This window comes from Microbispora catharanthi (genome assembly GCF_006334915.2).
Lineage (GTDB): Bacteria > Actinomycetota > Actinomycetes > Streptosporangiales > Streptosporangiaceae > Microbispora > Microbispora catharanthi.
Window position 1 is genome coordinate 378,216 of record NZ_VDMA02000001.1, and the last position, 14,176, is coordinate 392,391.

Annotated in this window: 12 protein-coding genes; 3 read left to right on the forward strand and 9 right to left on the reverse strand. The window is 70.5% G+C overall.

Features of this window, described 5'->3' with window-relative positions; translation table 11 throughout:
- Window positions 1-29: 29 nt before the first annotated feature.
- The gene (locus FH610_RS01675) at window positions 30-665 is read right to left on the reverse strand and encodes a TetR/AcrR family transcriptional regulator (RefSeq protein WP_139572419.1); all 636 of its coding nucleotides are present in this window, start codon (window positions 663-665) and stop codon (window positions 30-32) included.
- A 90-nt stretch (window positions 666-755) separates the two neighbouring features.
- Here FH610_RS01675 and FH610_RS01680 point away from each other — a divergent pair, with 90 nt between their 5' ends.
- The gene (locus tag FH610_RS01680; protein WP_139572420.1) at window positions 756-2,243 is read left to right on the forward strand and encodes an MDR family MFS transporter; all 1,488 of its coding nucleotides are present in this window, start codon (window positions 756-758) and stop codon (window positions 2,241-2,243) included.
- A gap of 141 nt (window positions 2,244-2,384) precedes the next feature.
- On the opposite strand, the gene FH610_RS01690 is transcribed toward FH610_RS01680, so the two are convergent.
- From FH610_RS01690 to FH610_RS01700, 3 genes are read right to left on the reverse strand one after another with little or no spacing between them, the layout of a single operon-like run.
- Window positions 2,385-3,497: an alpha/beta hydrolase family protein gene (locus tag FH610_RS01690; RefSeq protein ID WP_139572421.1), complete on the reverse strand. Its 1,113-nt coding sequence runs from the start codon at window positions 3,495-3,497 to the stop codon at window positions 2,385-2,387.
- Window positions 3,498-3,557: 60 nt separating this feature from the next.
- Window positions 3,558-4,238 (reverse strand): response regulator, encoded by a 681-nt coding sequence (locus FH610_RS01695; protein ID WP_276607613.1) that lies wholly within the window; start codon window positions 4,236-4,238, stop codon window positions 3,558-3,560.
- 8 nt (window positions 4,239-4,246) lie between these two features.
- A complete protein-coding gene (locus FH610_RS01700) occupies window positions 4,247-5,380 on the reverse strand; it encodes a sensor histidine kinase (RefSeq protein ID WP_139572422.1) in 1,134 nt (377 codons plus the stop codon).
- Window positions 5,381-5,594: 214 nt separating this feature from the next.
- Here FH610_RS01700 and FH610_RS01705 point away from each other — a divergent pair, with 214 nt between their 5' ends.
- Complete coding sequence (locus FH610_RS01705) at window positions 5,595-6,425, forward strand: MOSC domain-containing protein (RefSeq protein WP_139572423.1); 831 nt, start codon at window positions 5,595-5,597, stop codon at window positions 6,423-6,425.
- A 49-nt stretch (window positions 6,426-6,474) separates the two neighbouring features.
- On the opposite strand, the gene sigJ is transcribed toward FH610_RS01705, so the two are convergent.
- The 5 genes from sigJ to FH610_RS01735 form a co-directional block, all read right to left on the reverse strand.
- Complete coding sequence (gene sigJ / locus FH610_RS01710) at window positions 6,475-7,362, reverse strand: RNA polymerase sigma factor SigJ (protein WP_139572424.1); 888 nt, start codon at window positions 7,360-7,362, stop codon at window positions 6,475-6,477.
- A 474-nt stretch (window positions 7,363-7,836) separates the two neighbouring features.
- Window positions 7,837-8,529 carry a hypothetical protein gene (locus FH610_RS01715; protein ID WP_139572425.1) on the reverse strand — a complete coding sequence of 231 codons (693 nt, stop codon included), beginning with the start codon at window positions 8,527-8,529 and terminating at the stop codon, window positions 7,837-7,839.
- A gap of 1,142 nt (window positions 8,530-9,671) precedes the next feature.
- On the reverse strand, window positions 9,672-10,337 hold the full coding sequence (locus FH610_RS01725; protein WP_139572426.1) for a response regulator transcription factor: 666 nt from the start codon (window positions 10,335-10,337) through the stop codon (window positions 9,672-9,674).
- Entirely contained in the window at window positions 10,334-12,295 is a 1,962-nt protein-coding gene (locus FH610_RS01730; protein WP_139572427.1) for a sensor histidine kinase, read from the reverse strand. Before FH610_RS01730 ends, FH610_RS01725 begins: the two co-directional genes overlap by 4 nt.
- A 66-nt stretch (window positions 12,296-12,361) precedes the next feature.
- Window positions 12,362-13,039 (reverse strand): hypothetical protein, encoded by a 678-nt coding sequence (locus FH610_RS01735; protein WP_139572428.1) that lies wholly within the window; start codon window positions 13,037-13,039, stop codon window positions 12,362-12,364.
- 619 nt (window positions 13,040-13,658) lie between these two features.
- Here FH610_RS01735 and FH610_RS01740 point away from each other — a divergent pair.
- On the forward strand, window positions 13,659-14,141 hold the full coding sequence (locus FH610_RS01740) for a carboxymuconolactone decarboxylase family protein (RefSeq protein WP_139572429.1): 483 nt from the start codon (window positions 13,659-13,661) through the stop codon (window positions 14,139-14,141).
- The last annotated feature ends 35 nt before the right edge of the window (window positions 14,142-14,176 follow it).

Sequence of the window (14,176 nt, forward strand, 5' to 3'; positions counted from 1 at the left end):
CCCTGCTGGCACCGGGGGCATGGGTGAGGTCAGACGGCTCCTGCCGAACCCGGCGCGTTGTGGTGGTTGTGGACGAGGGGCAGGAAGAGCTCGTCGATGATCGACTGGATGCGTGCGGGCTTCAGGGGTTTGAGGTCCATGAGCAGGTCGTGGCGCACCAGGTCGAACGGCATGGCGAGCACCGCGGGAGGGATCCGTTCCAGGTCGATCTCGCCGCGGTCATGGGCGCGCTGGTAGATGCTCCGAACGCGCGAAAGCCGTTGACCGCCGATGATCCGGTCGCGCACCTCGGCGGGGGTGAGCCCGGTGTCGGCCAGCAGCCCAGAGAAGGCGGTGGCCGCGGCGATGGCGAAGAAGGCGGCGCGGGCCTCGCCCATGCCGGTCAGTGCGGCGAGGAGGTCGCCGCGCAGGGTTCCGGTGTCGGGGACGTCGACCGGGTGGCTGTTCCGGTAGTGCTCGAGCGCGGCGAGCACGAGCTGGTCCTTGTTGGCCCAGCGGCGGTACAGCACGGCGATGCCGGTGCTGGCGCGGGAGGCGACGGACTCCATGGTCAGCTTCGCGAAGCCGACCTCGACCAGCTCGTCCCAGGCTGCGTCCAGCAACGCGGCCTCGAGCTCGGGCCCTCGTCGGCGTTGGCGAGAGGTCGCGGCGGCAGATGTGGTCACGGGTCCACTATAAGGAAGGTTTGCATTCCCTAGCAAGGCGCTCTACTCTCCATAAGAGATGTATTCCACTCTTATCCTGGAGGCAAGGCGATGACGGAGGCCACCGAGGCGAAGCTGCCGCCGCAGGTGAAAAACGCGCTGATCGCGCTGGTCGTGGGCGGGATCGCGGCGATCCTCGACTCGACGATGGTGACGCTGGCGATCCACACCCTGGTAGTGAAGCTGCACTCGACCGCCGACACGATCCAGTGGGTCACCACCGGCTTCCTCCTGGCGATGGCCGTCGCGATCCCGGTCACCGGGTGGGCGGAGCGCCGCTGGGGCGGCAAGCGGGTCTGGATGGCCGCGCTGGTGCTGTTCGTGCTCGCCTCGGTGCTGTGCGCGGTGGCGTGGAACGACGCCAGCCTGATCGGCTTCCGGGTGCTGCAGGGCTTGGGTGCCGGGCTGATCTTCCCGCTGATGCAGACGCTCGCAGTGCGAGCCGCGGGCGGGCATGTCAGCAGCCGGCTGATGGCGGCCGTCAGCCTGCCGATCGCGCTCGGCCCGATCCTCGGCCCGGTGGTCGGCGGTGTGATCCTGAACTGGCTGAGCTGGCGCTGGCTGTTCCTCATAAACGTGCCCGTGATCGCCGCCGGACTGCTGCTGGCGCGGCGGTTCCTGCCCGCCGACCGTCCCGGCTCCTCGGCCGGGCGCGGGCGCCTGGACTGGATCGGCCTGGTGCTGCTCGCCCCGGCGCTGACGGGGATCCTGCTCGGCCTCTCGCAGCTGTCCGAGGATGGCGGGATCGGCCACGCCGGGGTGCTGGTGCCGCTGCTGGCCGGGGTCGTCCTGCTGGCCGCGTTCATCGCCTGGGCGTCACGGCCTGGCGAGCGCGAGCCGATCGTCGACGTGCGGCTGCTGCGCGTGCGCTCGCTCGGCAGTGCCTCCGCGGTCCTGTTCACCGCCGGCGCGGCGATGTACGCCGGCATGTTCCTACTGCCGCTGTACTACCAGCAGCTGCGGGGCGACAGTGTGCTGGATGCCGGGCTGCTGATGATCCCGCAGGGTGTGGGTGCGCTCGCCTCGCGCTTCGTGATCGGCAAGCTGGTCGACCGGTTCGGGGCGCGGGCCGTGACGATCGCCGGCTTCCTGCTCGCCGCCGTCGCTACCGTTCCGTTCGCGCTTGCCGGGCCGGGCACGAGCCTGTGGTGGCTGGGAGCCGTGCTGCTGGTTCGCGGTCTGGGGATCGGGGCGGTGCTGATCCCGCCGATGTCCATCGCCTACCAGGACGTCCAACCGGCAGGCATCCCGCACGCCACCATGAGCACCCGCATCGTCCAGCAGGTGGGCGCCTCGTTCGGCACCGCGATCGTGGCCGTCGTCCTGCAGTCGCTCCTCGGCCACGGCGCCACCGGTGCCTTCCGGGGCGCGTTCTGGTGGGCGATCGGCATCGCCGCGGCCGCGGTCATCCCCGCCATCGCTCTCCCTGCCGATAAGCCGACGAGCCACCGACCGGCCGCGAAGCCGGTGCACAACGACGAGACCGCAAGCAGCCGGATGGCGGGGGCCGAGAAGCAACCGAACGGCCAGTGGCGTTAGCGAGCCGTTGGGGGAGCCGCGCCGCGGTCTCGGGGCCACGCGCACGAGCGTGGTCCAGCCCGTCCGGCCTCGCTGCTTCAGCAGCTCGATCAGCCGGCGCGCCGGCGGCACAGTGTCGAACGCCGGCCTGTGCAAAGGGGCTCACCTCGCGGTGCGGGTGAGGAAGGCGGCCAGCGTGCGGTCGTAGCGCTCGCGGTCGGTGCTCCAGATCTCGGAATGGCCGGCGCCGGGGAACTCCTCGTACTGGATCGGCCAGTTCATCGCGCGCGACGCCTTGGCCAGCTCACGCGCCGTCTCCACCGGGTGCTCCTTGTCGGCGTCGCCCATGAGCAGCAGCGTGGGCGGCTTCACCCGCGGCGGGTGGCCGAGCAGGTCGATCGTGGCGATGTCGAAGCCGCCGCGCCAGTCGATGACCTGCTCCATGATCGGCACCATGAACGACGGCAGGTGCATCTGGGCAGCGGCGAACTCCCCGGTACGCCGGCTGCTGATCTCCGGGTTCTCCAGCACGGCGGCCGAGACCACGTCCGCCAGGGGAGAGCGGGTGAGCAGCCGGCCGACGATCGCGCCGCCCATCGAGCCGCCGTAGAGCACGATGTGCCTGGCGCCCATGGACTGCGCCTTGCGTATCGCGGCCTCCAGGTCACGCCACTCCGACTCGCCCTGGTGCAGGAATCCGTCCGGAGACGCGGGCGCGCCGAGGTCGTTGCGGTAGGTGATGTCGAGCACCGGCATGCCGACCCGGTGCATGGTCGCGATGGCGTGCAGGTTGGAGTTGCGGTAGCCGTTGCTGCCGTGCACGGTGATCGCCCAAGTGTCGCCGCGCGCGGGCACGTACCATGCGGGCGCGTCGCCCAACTCGGTCCGCACCATGATCTCCGTGAAGTCGAGGCCGAGCGCCGTCTTCGGGTCGCCGCTGTAGGTCATGTACATCGACGCGCGGATTCCGGTCGGCGGGGTCTGACCGCTGACGCGCACGCGCTCCACCCGGCCGGCCGACCTCTTGACGATGTCGCCGACCAAGGCGGAGCCGCTGCTCCAGTTGAGCGACCACGTGCCGGGGCGGGTGGTGGCGGCGGACGCGGTGACGGTGATGGTCCTGTCCGTCACTCCCAGGACGACCTCGGGATAGGTGATCGTCTCCGGGTGCTTCGGCACCAGCGTGAGGTCGCTGACATACCAGGCACCCGCTCCCATCCCTCCGACCAGCAGGACCGTCAGCGCGGCGGCGGCCACGAGCAACTTTCGCTTCATGTCCTCATGCTGGTCGTACGGCACGGGCCGGTGGATCGCCCGTAGGAGCGGGATCCCGCCTCACTCTTGAGAGCGGGGGGTGACCAGCCCCGACTCGTATGCGAGCACCACCGCCTGCACCCGGTCGCGTAGGCCCAACTTGGCCAGCACGCTGCTGACGTGCGTCTTCACGGTGTGCTCCGTGACGAACAGCTCGGCGGCGATCTCCGCGTTGGACAGGCCTCGCGCGACCTGGCGCAGTGTCTCGAGTTCCCTGGCGGTGAGCGCGGCCAGCCTGCGGTCGTCGGCCTGGGGTGCGGCGGGGCCTGAGCGGGCCACCACGTCGCAGATCAGCCGCCTGGTCACCGTAGGTGCGAGCAGCGACTCGCCCGCTGAGATGACCCTGACCGCCTCCACCAGTTCGGCCCGCCGCATGTCCTTGAGCAGGAAGCCGCTCGCGCCCGCGCGCAGCGCGTCGTAGACGTACTCGTCGAGGTCGAATGTGGTCAGGACCAGCACCTTCGCGGTGGTGTCGCGGCAGATCCCGGCGGTCGCCGCGATGCCGTCGACCTTCGGCATGCGTACGTCCATGAGCACCACGTGCGGCTGGAGTTCGCGGGCCGCGCTGATCGCCTCGGCGCCGTCGGCGGCCTCGCCCACCACATCGAGGTCGGGTTGCTCCGCCAGCATCATGGCCAGGCCGTCGCGGACGAGGGTGTGGTCGTCGGCTATGAGCACCCGGATGCTGTTCTGCGTCGGCACGCCTCAGTCTATGGGGCCCGCGATTCGGTGGGAGTGCCGGAGTCTGTGAGAGCGCCGGCGAGCGGCAGGTTGGCGGCAACGCGGAAGCCCGTCCCGTCTGAGCCGGTGACGAGCCGGCCGCCGGCCACCGCCACGCGCTCGCGCATGCCGATCAGTCCGTGCCCGACCTGCCCGCGCTCTCCGCTCACGCCGCGCCCGTCGTCGTGGACCTCCAGGTCGAGGGCATCGTCCCGCCACGTGATGCGGACCCGCACCCGGGTCGCCTCGGCGTGCTTGATCGTGTTCGACAGTGCCTCCTGCACGATCCTGTACACCGTGACGGCGAGGTCGGAGCGGCAGGGGCGGGGCTCGCCACGCTCCTCGAACGTGGCGTCGAGCCCGGCCTGCCGCACCCCCTCGATCAGGGAGGGGAGGGACTCGACGCCGGGCTGCGGGTGGCGCTCGGCCTCCTCCGACCTGAGCGCGAGGAGCACCCTGCGGAGCTGGGACAGGCCGTCCCTGGTGGTCGTCGATATCGTGTCGAAGATCCGCTCGGCCTTGGCCGGGTCGGTGCGCAGCGCCACGGGCCCGGCCTCGGCCTGCAGGATCACCAGGCTCATCGCATGGGCGACGATGTCGTGCATCTCCCGTGCGATACGCTCCCGTTCGCGTACGGCGGCGACCTCCCGCTCCTCGGCGAGCCGCCGCGCGCGCTCTTCGAGGACGGCGATACGGTCCCTGCGCGCTCGCGCGCCGGTGCCCAGGGCGTAGGCGACGACGAACGCCGCCGCGGTGGGCCCGTAGCTGAGCGGCTGGTGATGCTGCAGCACCGCCGCGGAGGCGAACCCCGCGATGGTGCCGAGCACTCCGGTCAGCATCCGCGCGGGCGGAGACAGTGAGGCGAGGCCGTAGGTCGCGATCAGCGACGCGGCGGGAATCCCGCCCATCGAGTCGGTGAGGAAGAGGGCGCCGGTGCCGATCCCCGTCACGGTGCTCACGAGCAGGGGGAACCGCCGCCGCCACAGGAGCGGCAGCGTGTTCATCGCGGCCAGGGCGGCCACCCACCACTCCAGGCGGTGGTTGAGCACGGCCATGATCATGATGCTCAGGAAGCACCCGATCGCGAGTACCGCGTCGACCACCGTGGGAGGTACACGACGCATCCGGCCAGTATCCCCGACACCCGGTGGCCGTGGCCTCACTCCTGAGAGCGAGACCGGCCGGCTCCCTGATGAAACCTTCACGAGTGCCCGCTCGCGCGCCTGCGGAATTTCGGCGCCGGTGGTTTCCTGCCGATTTCGTCGGGGGGCACTATGACGGCGAAACGGCCGCAGCTCACGGCTTTCGAGGAGTGATTCTCGGACGTAGGCTGGCGAAATGGAGCTGGCCGAGATCCGCAGATATCCGGTTAAGTCGGTTTCTGGGTGGATTGTTGATTCGGCGGTCGTGGAGCCGTGGGGGCTGGCGGGGGATCGCCGGTGGGCCGTGGTGGACGAATCGGGCAACCTGCACTGGGTCGGGGAGAACCCGCGACTGCTCTCCGTCGTGGCCACCCCCACCGCCGAGGACGGCCTCCTGCTTGAGGCCCCCGGTCTGCCGCAGCTGAAGGTCCCCCCGGCCACCGGTGAGCACGTCCCCGTCCACTTCGTGGAAGTGGACACGGTGGTCCTCGCTCATCCGGACGCCCACGCCTGGTTCACCCGCTTGTTGGGGAAACCCGCTCGCCTCGTCTGGCTCGACGACCCCCGCCGCTGCGCTGTCCCGGCCTCCCACGGCGGCCTTCCCGGCGACGTCGTCAGCCTGGCCGGAGACGCCCCCTTCCTGCTCACCTCCCGTTCCTCCCTCCGCCGGCTCGACGACTGGATCACCGAGGGCGCCCTCGAACGTCAGGAGGAGGTCCCCGCCCCCCTCGACATGGCCCGTTTCCGTCCCAACCTGGTCGTGGACGGCTTCGCCCCCTACGCCGAGGACACCTGGCGCGAGATCCGCATCGGCGCCATCCGCTTCCGCATGTCCGAACTCTGCGACCGCTGCGCCGTGCCCACCTACGACCCCACCACCTTGGAGAAGGGCAAGGAACCCCTCCGCGCCCTGGCCCGCCACCGCCGCTGGGACGGCAAGACCTGGTTCGGTGTCCGCTTCGTCCCCCGTGACTACGGCGAGATCCAGGTCGGCGACCCGGTGACCGTCCTCGCCGCCGAGCCCTGACGGCCTTCGAGAAGCGAGTGCAGAAATCAGCGGATGAGCTGGTGACGCATCACGGCTCCAGGCGGGTGAGGTTGAGCTGGGCCAGCCGGTCGGGGTCGGACAGGATGTCGATCGTGGCGATCTTGCCGTCGGAGATCGTGAAGTTCATGACGGAGATGAGTTTGTCGTCGATGGTGTTGAGCAGGCCGGCGAGGCCGTTGACAAGCGCCGGGTGGGCGGCGCAGCTGGTGGCCATGCGCTGGAAGGTGGCGAGCTGTCCGGCCACGGCCGCGATACCCCTGATGACCTTCATGCCGCCGGCGAGCATCCCGCCGTCGGCGCGCAGCACCACGTCGGGGTCGAGAATGGCCACCAGCGCGGCGAAGTCGCCGCCGCGGGCGGCGGCGAGGAAGGCGTCCACCACCCGGCGCTGACTGCTCAGATCAGGGTCAGGTTTCGGGGCTGCACCGCGGACTCGCAGGCGTGCCCGGCTGGCGAGCTTCTTGGCTGCCACGGGGGTGCGGTCCACGATGGGCGCGATCTGCTCGAACGGCAGGCCGAACATGTCATGGAGCACGAACGCCAGCCGTTCGGCCGGGGTCAGGGACTCCAGCACGACCAGCAGCGCCAGGCCCACCGAGTCGGCCAGCAGCACTTCCTGCTCCGGATCGGCGGCATCCGCACGGCTGATCACCGGATCGGGCAGACGCTCCTCCAGCGATTCCTCACGCCGGGACTTGCGAGCGCGGAGCATGTCCAGGCACACCCGGCCGACCACCGTGGTCAGCCAGCCACCGAGATTATCGATGTCATCCGAGTCCGAACGCGCCAGCCGCAGCCATGCCTCCTGGACCGCGTCCTCGGCCTCGCTCAGCGAGCCGAGCATGCGGTAGGCGACCGCCTTCAGATGGGGACGGTGCCCCTGGAACTGGTCGGCCAGAAAGTCATGGGGCGTCACGGTTGCATTCCTCTCATTTCAGCCACGTCAGAGCGCTGACGCATCAAAGCAGTGAAAGGTGACCGCGAACGCACCCGGTCACCTTTCCTCCGGCCCATCCGTCATGCCGGCGACCAACACTCACTCATGAAGGGGTGCCGACGATGAGCAGGATGGGCGTCCACGGAACGGTCGCGGACGGCTTTTGAGGAGGTTCGCCGGGAGTTCGCCGCGGTGGTGGCCGAGCAGGAGGGCCAGGCGGGCGTGCAGCGGCTAGCGAACGCCGCCGAAAGGTGTCCGGGTTCGTCTCCATCCGGGGCGCCGGCTCCCACGCCGACCGCACGGCAGAGCGGGACGATGAAGGCGACAAGCAGCATGCCCAGACGCGGGGCGCTCCGTGACAGGCTCCGCCCCGTCTCCTCGAAGGGTTCGGAGACGGGGCATGCGTGTGGTCCCTTTGGCACTCGACGTGCCAATCTGCGAGTCAGAGCCGCGTCACACGTTGGAGCACGCCTTCCAGTGGATCGGGACGCGCGTCGACCACGGTCCGGAGTCCTCGCGCACTTGTACGTAGGCGTTGTACGGCTTGGCGAACGTACCGCCTCCGCACAGCGGGTTGCCGGTGTCGAGGCTGTAGTTGCCTCCGGGGTCCTTGCCCGTCCCCGCGTACACGATCTTGCTCCAGACGGTCGCGCCGTCGGCCACGATCTTGACGGTCACCCGCGCGCCGGAGGTGAGGTAGTAGCCCCGGACGCCGACGGTGTAGTACGACGACTCGTTCGTGGTGGAGCAGGAGTCGCCGTCGCAGCTCGTCGAATCCGGATCGTGCCGGGTCCTCGTCATGATCACCCAGGCGAGCCGGTACGGCGCGGCGTCGTTGTCCACGCGCGCCTGGGTGCGCGAGCTCGGCACGACGCACCGGAAGTCGCCCTGGTACGCCTCACGCCAGACGAAGCCCTGGGTGCAGGCGTGCCAGACCCCGGTGGCGTTCTCGCGGGCGGTGCGGTCGCGAACGGCCGGGGTGACGCACACGTGGTCGCTGTTCTGGGCTCCGCGCCAGACGTACCCGGTCCTGCAGGTGTCGGGCGATGCCCCGGCCCTCGACGCCGCGGCGGGCGACGCGCCGATCGCCGTCACCGCCAGGAATCCCGCAATGGTGATTCCCCATGCCTTGGCCAATGTCGTCATAGTTTGTCCTCCAGTGTGTGGTGTGTACGTGATCACGTAGAGCGTTTGGGGGCGGACGACCTGCGTACGCCCCTGGTCAAATGGCGATGGCCAGCGATCCGGCGATCAGCGAGGCTGCGCCTGCGACGCGGGAGGCGGTGCGGATGTCCATGGTCTGTCTCCTGTGGACCGGACTGGTGTCGTTGCCGCTTCTCACAGTCGCCGTCCCCGATCCCGGGCAGCAGAGCCCGAGGTCCCGGCGCATCCGGGATTCCTGCCTCACACGGCAGGAACCGAGCGATTCCCGTCCGGCCCATGACGCACCTAACAGCCGGCGGCCCGGCCGGCCAACCCGAGGTCGCGGGCGGTGAGCGTGCCGGGAGTCGCTGTACATGGCGGTAGCTCCCTCGTGGACACGGTCTCCGTGACCACCGTGTTGTTTGGAGTGCGCTACCAGGGCGGGAGATGTCCTTCATCGGGACATCTCGATCGGACAGCAGCGAAACAAAGCTGTGCCGTAGCTCCCGCTGAGCCCTGACCTGTCGAGCGCCAGAGCCGCTATCAGTCCAGGTCAGCACATTTCGCGGCGAGCGCCTGTGCGGCCAAAGGCGAGAGCTCGGGCCGTTTGACGCGCCCGCGTGGGGCATGCGGATGGTTCACGCGATCGAGGAGAAGACGATGAAGGCGGTCACCTGGCACGGCGGGCGCGACATCCGTGTCGAGGACGTACCCGACCCGAGGATCAAGGAGTCCGCGGACGCGGTCATCAAGGTCACCGGCAGCGAAATCTGCGGCTCCGACCTGCACGTGTACGAGATCCCCGGGCCGTTCACGATCCCAGGGCAGGCGGAATACCTGCGTGTGCCCCCAGGCCCAGTTCGGGCCCGATCCAGGTGCCCGCGGGGCCTTCTGACGCGGTTCGTCTACCTGTCCGACGTGCTGCCGACCGCCTGGCAGGCCGTACGATTCGCAGATCTTCCAGCTGGCGGGAGTGTGACCGTGTTCGGGCTGGGGCCCGATCGGGCAGATGTGCGCGCCCCCAGGATGGAGGAGATGGCCGGATTGGCCGCCGGCGCGGACACGACGCTCGTGCCCACGTTCCCCGTGGCACCCCCCGTGGCACCGATGACGACAACGCGCTTGACCTGCGGCTGCCCCCTGTCTCACCTTCCAAGCCGGTCCTGTGGCACCGAGCCCAGCCCGGCGTCACGCGCCCGCGCCACGGCCGCCGCCCGGTCGGCGACATGCAGCTTGGCGAAGATGTTCGACACGTTGTTGCGCACGGTCTTCTCCGTCACCCCGATGCGCAGCGCGATCGTCCTGTTGTTCGCGCCCGTCGCCATGAGCGCGAGGATGTCGCGTTCGCGGCCGGTGAGGTTGGGGAAGGGCGTCACGGTGGCGTCGGCGCCGACCGCGAAGAACTGGGTCAGGCGCGCGGCGACCGCGGAACCGAAGATCACCTCTCCCGCCGCTACCACGAGGATCGAGCGCAGGATGGTCTCGGGTTCGGCGCCCTTGAGGACGTAACCCCGTGCGCCCGCGCGCATCGCCGCGAAGATCGAGGCGTCCTCCTCCACCATCGTCAGCACCAGCACGGCGGTCTCGGGCAGCCCGGCGACGATTCTGCGGGTCGCTTCGACGCCGTTGAGACCCGGCATCCGCAGGTCCATGACGACCACGTCGGGGCGCTGCTCGAGCGTGACGGCGACGGCCTCGTCACCGTCGGCGGCCACCCCGGCCAGCTCGGTCTCGGCCGAGTCGCAGATGAGCGACCGCAGCCCCTCCCGGAACAGCGGATGGTCATCGGCCACAACGACTCGTACCGTCACCGCGCCTCCTCGAACAGCGGGAACTCCGCGCGCACGAGGGTCCCGCACGGTTCACGCCGGCTCACCACGCACAGGCCGCCGAGCTCCGCGGCCCGCTCCCGCATGGAGTTCAGACCGACGCCCGCGCGGTATCCGTCCGGCAGGCCGGCGCCGCCGTCGGCGATCGACAGCTCCAGGCGGCTGTTCACCGCGAGCTGGACCGACACCGGCGTTCCCGGCGCGTGGCGCGCCGCGTTGGTCAGGGCCTCGACGGCGATGCGGTAGGCCGCCACCTCCACCGCGGCGGGCAGCGACGGGAGCGCCTCGGGAACGTCGATGCTCGCCACACCCAGCCGCACCGCCTGTTCGCGTACGGCCCCGGCCAGGCCCAGCTCGTCGAGGATCGGTGGCCGCAGGTCGTAGACGAGGCGGCGGATGTCGTCGACCGCCGCCGCGGTGGCCTCGCGGAGCCTGGCCAGCAGTTCCGCGACAGACCCGTCCGGCGGCGTGGCCCGCCGTACCGTGTCGATGCCCAGCGCGATGCCGGCGAGCGTGGGGCCGAGCCCGTCGTGCAGGTCGCGGCGCAGCCGCCGCCTCTCCTCTTCGCGCGTCGTCACCAGGCGCTGCCGCGAGGACTGCAGCGCCTGGGTCAGCACCACCGCGCGGGCCGCCACGGCCACCTGCTTGGTCAGGTCCGCCAGCAGCCGCCGCTCGTCGGCCGAGAAGTCGCCGCCGCTGCGGGTCTGCAGCATCAGGTGCCCGATCGTCTCGCCGGCGAAGGGCAGCGGCAGCGCCTGCGTCTGGCCGGGAAGCGCGCGCCCGTGACGGCACAGCACCTCGCCGCCCGCCTCGATCGCGACGTACGGCAGGCGAAGGGCCTCGGCGACCGTACGGACGGCGGCCGGGAGGATGTCCTCGGGCGCCCCGGCCGCGTCCAGCCGGTCGCCGAGCCGGGCGAACGCGGCGGCCGGATCGTCCCGGAGCCCGTAGACGAGCTGGTTGATCCGGCGTTGCACCAGGTCGCGCAGCGGCAGTACGGCCAGGGCGGCCATGACCGCGGCGACCACCTGCGGTACCAGCCCGCCGAAGACCAGACCGAGCGAGACGGCCGCGACGAGGTAGACCGCGACGAGCGTCAGGCTCAGGAACCCGTACACCAACGCCCGGTTGAGCACCGCCCGGGTGTCGAACAGCCCGTGCCTGGCGATGCCGATCCACGCCGCGGCTCCGACCGCGATCGCCGCGCAGTTCTCCAGGACCGTGATGGGCGCCGTGTCTCCGGAGGTGAATCCCGCGATCACGCACGCGAGGTAGGCGGCGGGGACGACGAACGACACCCGCGCGGCGGTACGCAGGGCGGGTGCGTACGGGCCGGTGTCGCGCCGGGCGAAGCGCCACAGCGAGATGCAGGCCAGCAGGCTGAGCGGCCCGACGAGCAGGATGCTGATCACCAGCCCGTCCGCGCCCGGCACCGCGATGGGGTTGTGGAGCCCCGGCACCTCCACCGAGTCCGGTGAGAGCAGCGCCCACACCAGCAGCACGAGCAGCTCGACGGCGTAGACCAGCCCGAGCACCCGACGGCGCCGCGTGTCCAGGCGGCGGTCGGGGAAGAGCAGGATCCCGAAGGTCGCCATCACCGGGACGCTGAGCAGGGAGAACGGTGTCTGCGCCAGGTAGATCCACGATGCCGCGTCGACCCTGCCGATGTGCGCCTCGACGTCGGTGGCGGCGTTGAGCGCGGCCGCGACCGGCGCCGCCGTACCGGAGACGAGGAAGATCCAGCCCGTGCGGCTGCGCGGTCGCGTGCGCAGGATCGCCGCGCCGACGAAGGCGACCGCCAGGTACACCACCGCGGTTACCGAGATCAGGATCGACAGCCAGCTCAGCCGGCCGGTGCCGATCAAGGCCGCGCCGGCGGCGGCGGAGAACACGGCCAGCGTCACCGTGATCGAGACGACGGGTCTGCGCTTGGAAGCCATCAGTGTCGATTGTGGGCCAACGGCGGGTCGCCGGGAAGTCGCCTCCTGGTCGGAGATCATGAAGGTCTAGGCCGGGACGGGCTCGGCTGCGGCCTTGCCCGCCGGCAGGTCCCATTGTTCGTTGGGGGTGCGCAGGATCGTGGCTGCCACGGCCACGGCGCTGACCAGCAGGAAGATGCCGGAGATCGTGTCGACGACCGGGCTGATCGCGTGCCCGACGACGTGCCCGACCGGGTAAGCGACGAACAGCGCGGCGACCCAGGGCGCGACCGCTCGGGAGCGCCACAGCCCGACGCCGAGAACGATCATGCCGATCGCGTGCCCGAGGACGAAGGCGCCCACGAGCGTGCCGTACACCGGATCGCCGTTCATCCGGGCGATCAGCGCCGCCGCGCCGGCCTGGTCGGCGAGCTGGGAGCCCTGGTAGAGCGCGATCTGTCCCGCGCCGATGCTCATGGCGCCGGCGATCCAGCCGAGCGCCGACAGCCCTCCGCCGACGAGGGCCAGGCGCGGCGCACCGCGGCGGGCCAGCCGGGCGGCGTAGATCACCCCGGGGACGATCAAGAGCACGGGAAGGAGAACCAGGTTCGACAGCATCGCGAGAGCGGAGTGGTGCGCGTAGTCCTGGAGCTGGGCCGCGATCGGGGCGTCCTCGTCGGTGATTTCGATCGGGATGGCGATGGCCAGCGATCCGGCGATCAGCGAGGCTGCGCCTGCGACGCGGGAGGCGGTGCGGATGTCCATGGTCTGTCTCCTGTGGACCGGACTGGTGTCGTTGCCGCTTCTCACAGTCGCCGTCCCCGATCCCGGGCAGCAGAGCCCGAGGTCCCGGCGCATCCGGGATTCCTGCCTCACACGGCAGGAACCGAGCGATTCCCGTCCGGCGCATGACGCACCTAACAGCTGCAGGCCCGCAATCCCCACGTAAGCGGCGGCCCGCGGGGTGCGCTGGCCAGCGGAGATACTGCGGGTCTCGTCTGTCTTGTCCGACCGACAGCGTAGGCGCAGCGCCGGATTCACCATGCTGCCTGCACGAGACCGGCTCGGCCGCCGGGCTGCTCAACGCCGTTGAGCAACTCGGCGGCACGCTCGGCATCGCCCTACTCGGCACGCTGTTTCTTCGCACCGGCGCGGCCCCACCGCCTTGTAGACCGCCGCCGCGCTCTCACCAACGGCCTCGCCACCGCGTCATGATCGGTGGACGGCTCCGAGACGCCGGCGCGGGAACCGGGACACCGAGCCCACGCCGAAAACCGTCGGCAGCACGCCCGGGTGAAATCGACCGCCTCCCCGGTCACCTTCGCCCCATGTGATCCGTCAGAGCAGTGATCCACCATGTGAGACCCAGAAGGGAACCCCCACGATGACCACCACCGAGTCGCGTCTGCCCAACCCCGCCGTGCTCGTCCCCGAACTCAAGGACATCGGCGGCGTCCTGTACCGGGCGACCGGGAACGGCACGATCCCGCAGACCACCATCAGCCTGGTACAGCTGCGCGCCGGCCAGATCGTCGGCAGCACGTATCTGACCGTCCTGCACACCGGCAACCTCCGCAAGGCCGGCGCAACCGAGGAGAGCATCACCGCCGTGGCCTCGTGGCGGGACGCGCCCTACTTCACCGCCGCCGAACGCATCGCGCTGGAGCTGGTCGAGTCCGTGCTCACCCCGAACACGTCGGGCGAGCGCGTCCCCGACGAGCTGTACGCCCGGGCGTCCGCGCAGTACGACGACAAGGCGCTCGCCACGCTCATCATGGCCATCGGCCAGGTCTGCTTCTTCCTCCCCCTGGCCCTCATCGGCAAGCCGCTGCCGGGTGTGTCGCCGGCGGAGCAGTGGAGGCCGTAACGCCCAAAATGCCCAGGGTGAGGACGCGGCAACCC

Coding starts and splice junctions, on each gene's coding strand:
- FH610_RS01690 (WP_139572421.1), bottom strand. CDS start 3,497: ATGAAGCGAAAGTTGCTCGTGGCCGCCGCCGCGCTGACGGTCCTGCTG.
- FH610_RS01680 (WP_139572420.1), top strand. CDS start 756: ATGACGGAGGCCACCGAGGCGAAGCTGCCGCCGCAGGTGAAAAACGCG.
- FH610_RS01735 (WP_139572428.1), bottom strand. CDS start 13,039: ATGGACATCCGCACCGCCTCCCGCGTCGCAGGCGCAGCCTCGCTGATC.
- FH610_RS01740 (WP_139572429.1), top strand. CDS start 13,659: ATGACCACCACCGAGTCGCGTCTGCCCAACCCCGCCGTGCTCGTCCCC.
- FH610_RS01705 (WP_139572423.1), top strand. CDS start 5,595: ATGGAGCTGGCCGAGATCCGCAGATATCCGGTTAAGTCGGTTTCTGGG.
- FH610_RS01715 (WP_139572425.1), bottom strand. CDS start 8,529: ATGACGACATTGGCCAAGGCATGGGGAATCACCATTGCGGGATTCCTG.
- FH610_RS01730 (WP_139572427.1), bottom strand. CDS start 12,295: ATGGCTTCCAAGCGCAGACCCGTCGTCTCGATCACGGTGACGCTGGCC.
- FH610_RS01700 (WP_139572422.1), bottom strand. CDS start 5,380: ATGCGTCGTGTACCTCCCACGGTGGTCGACGCGGTACTCGCGATCGGG.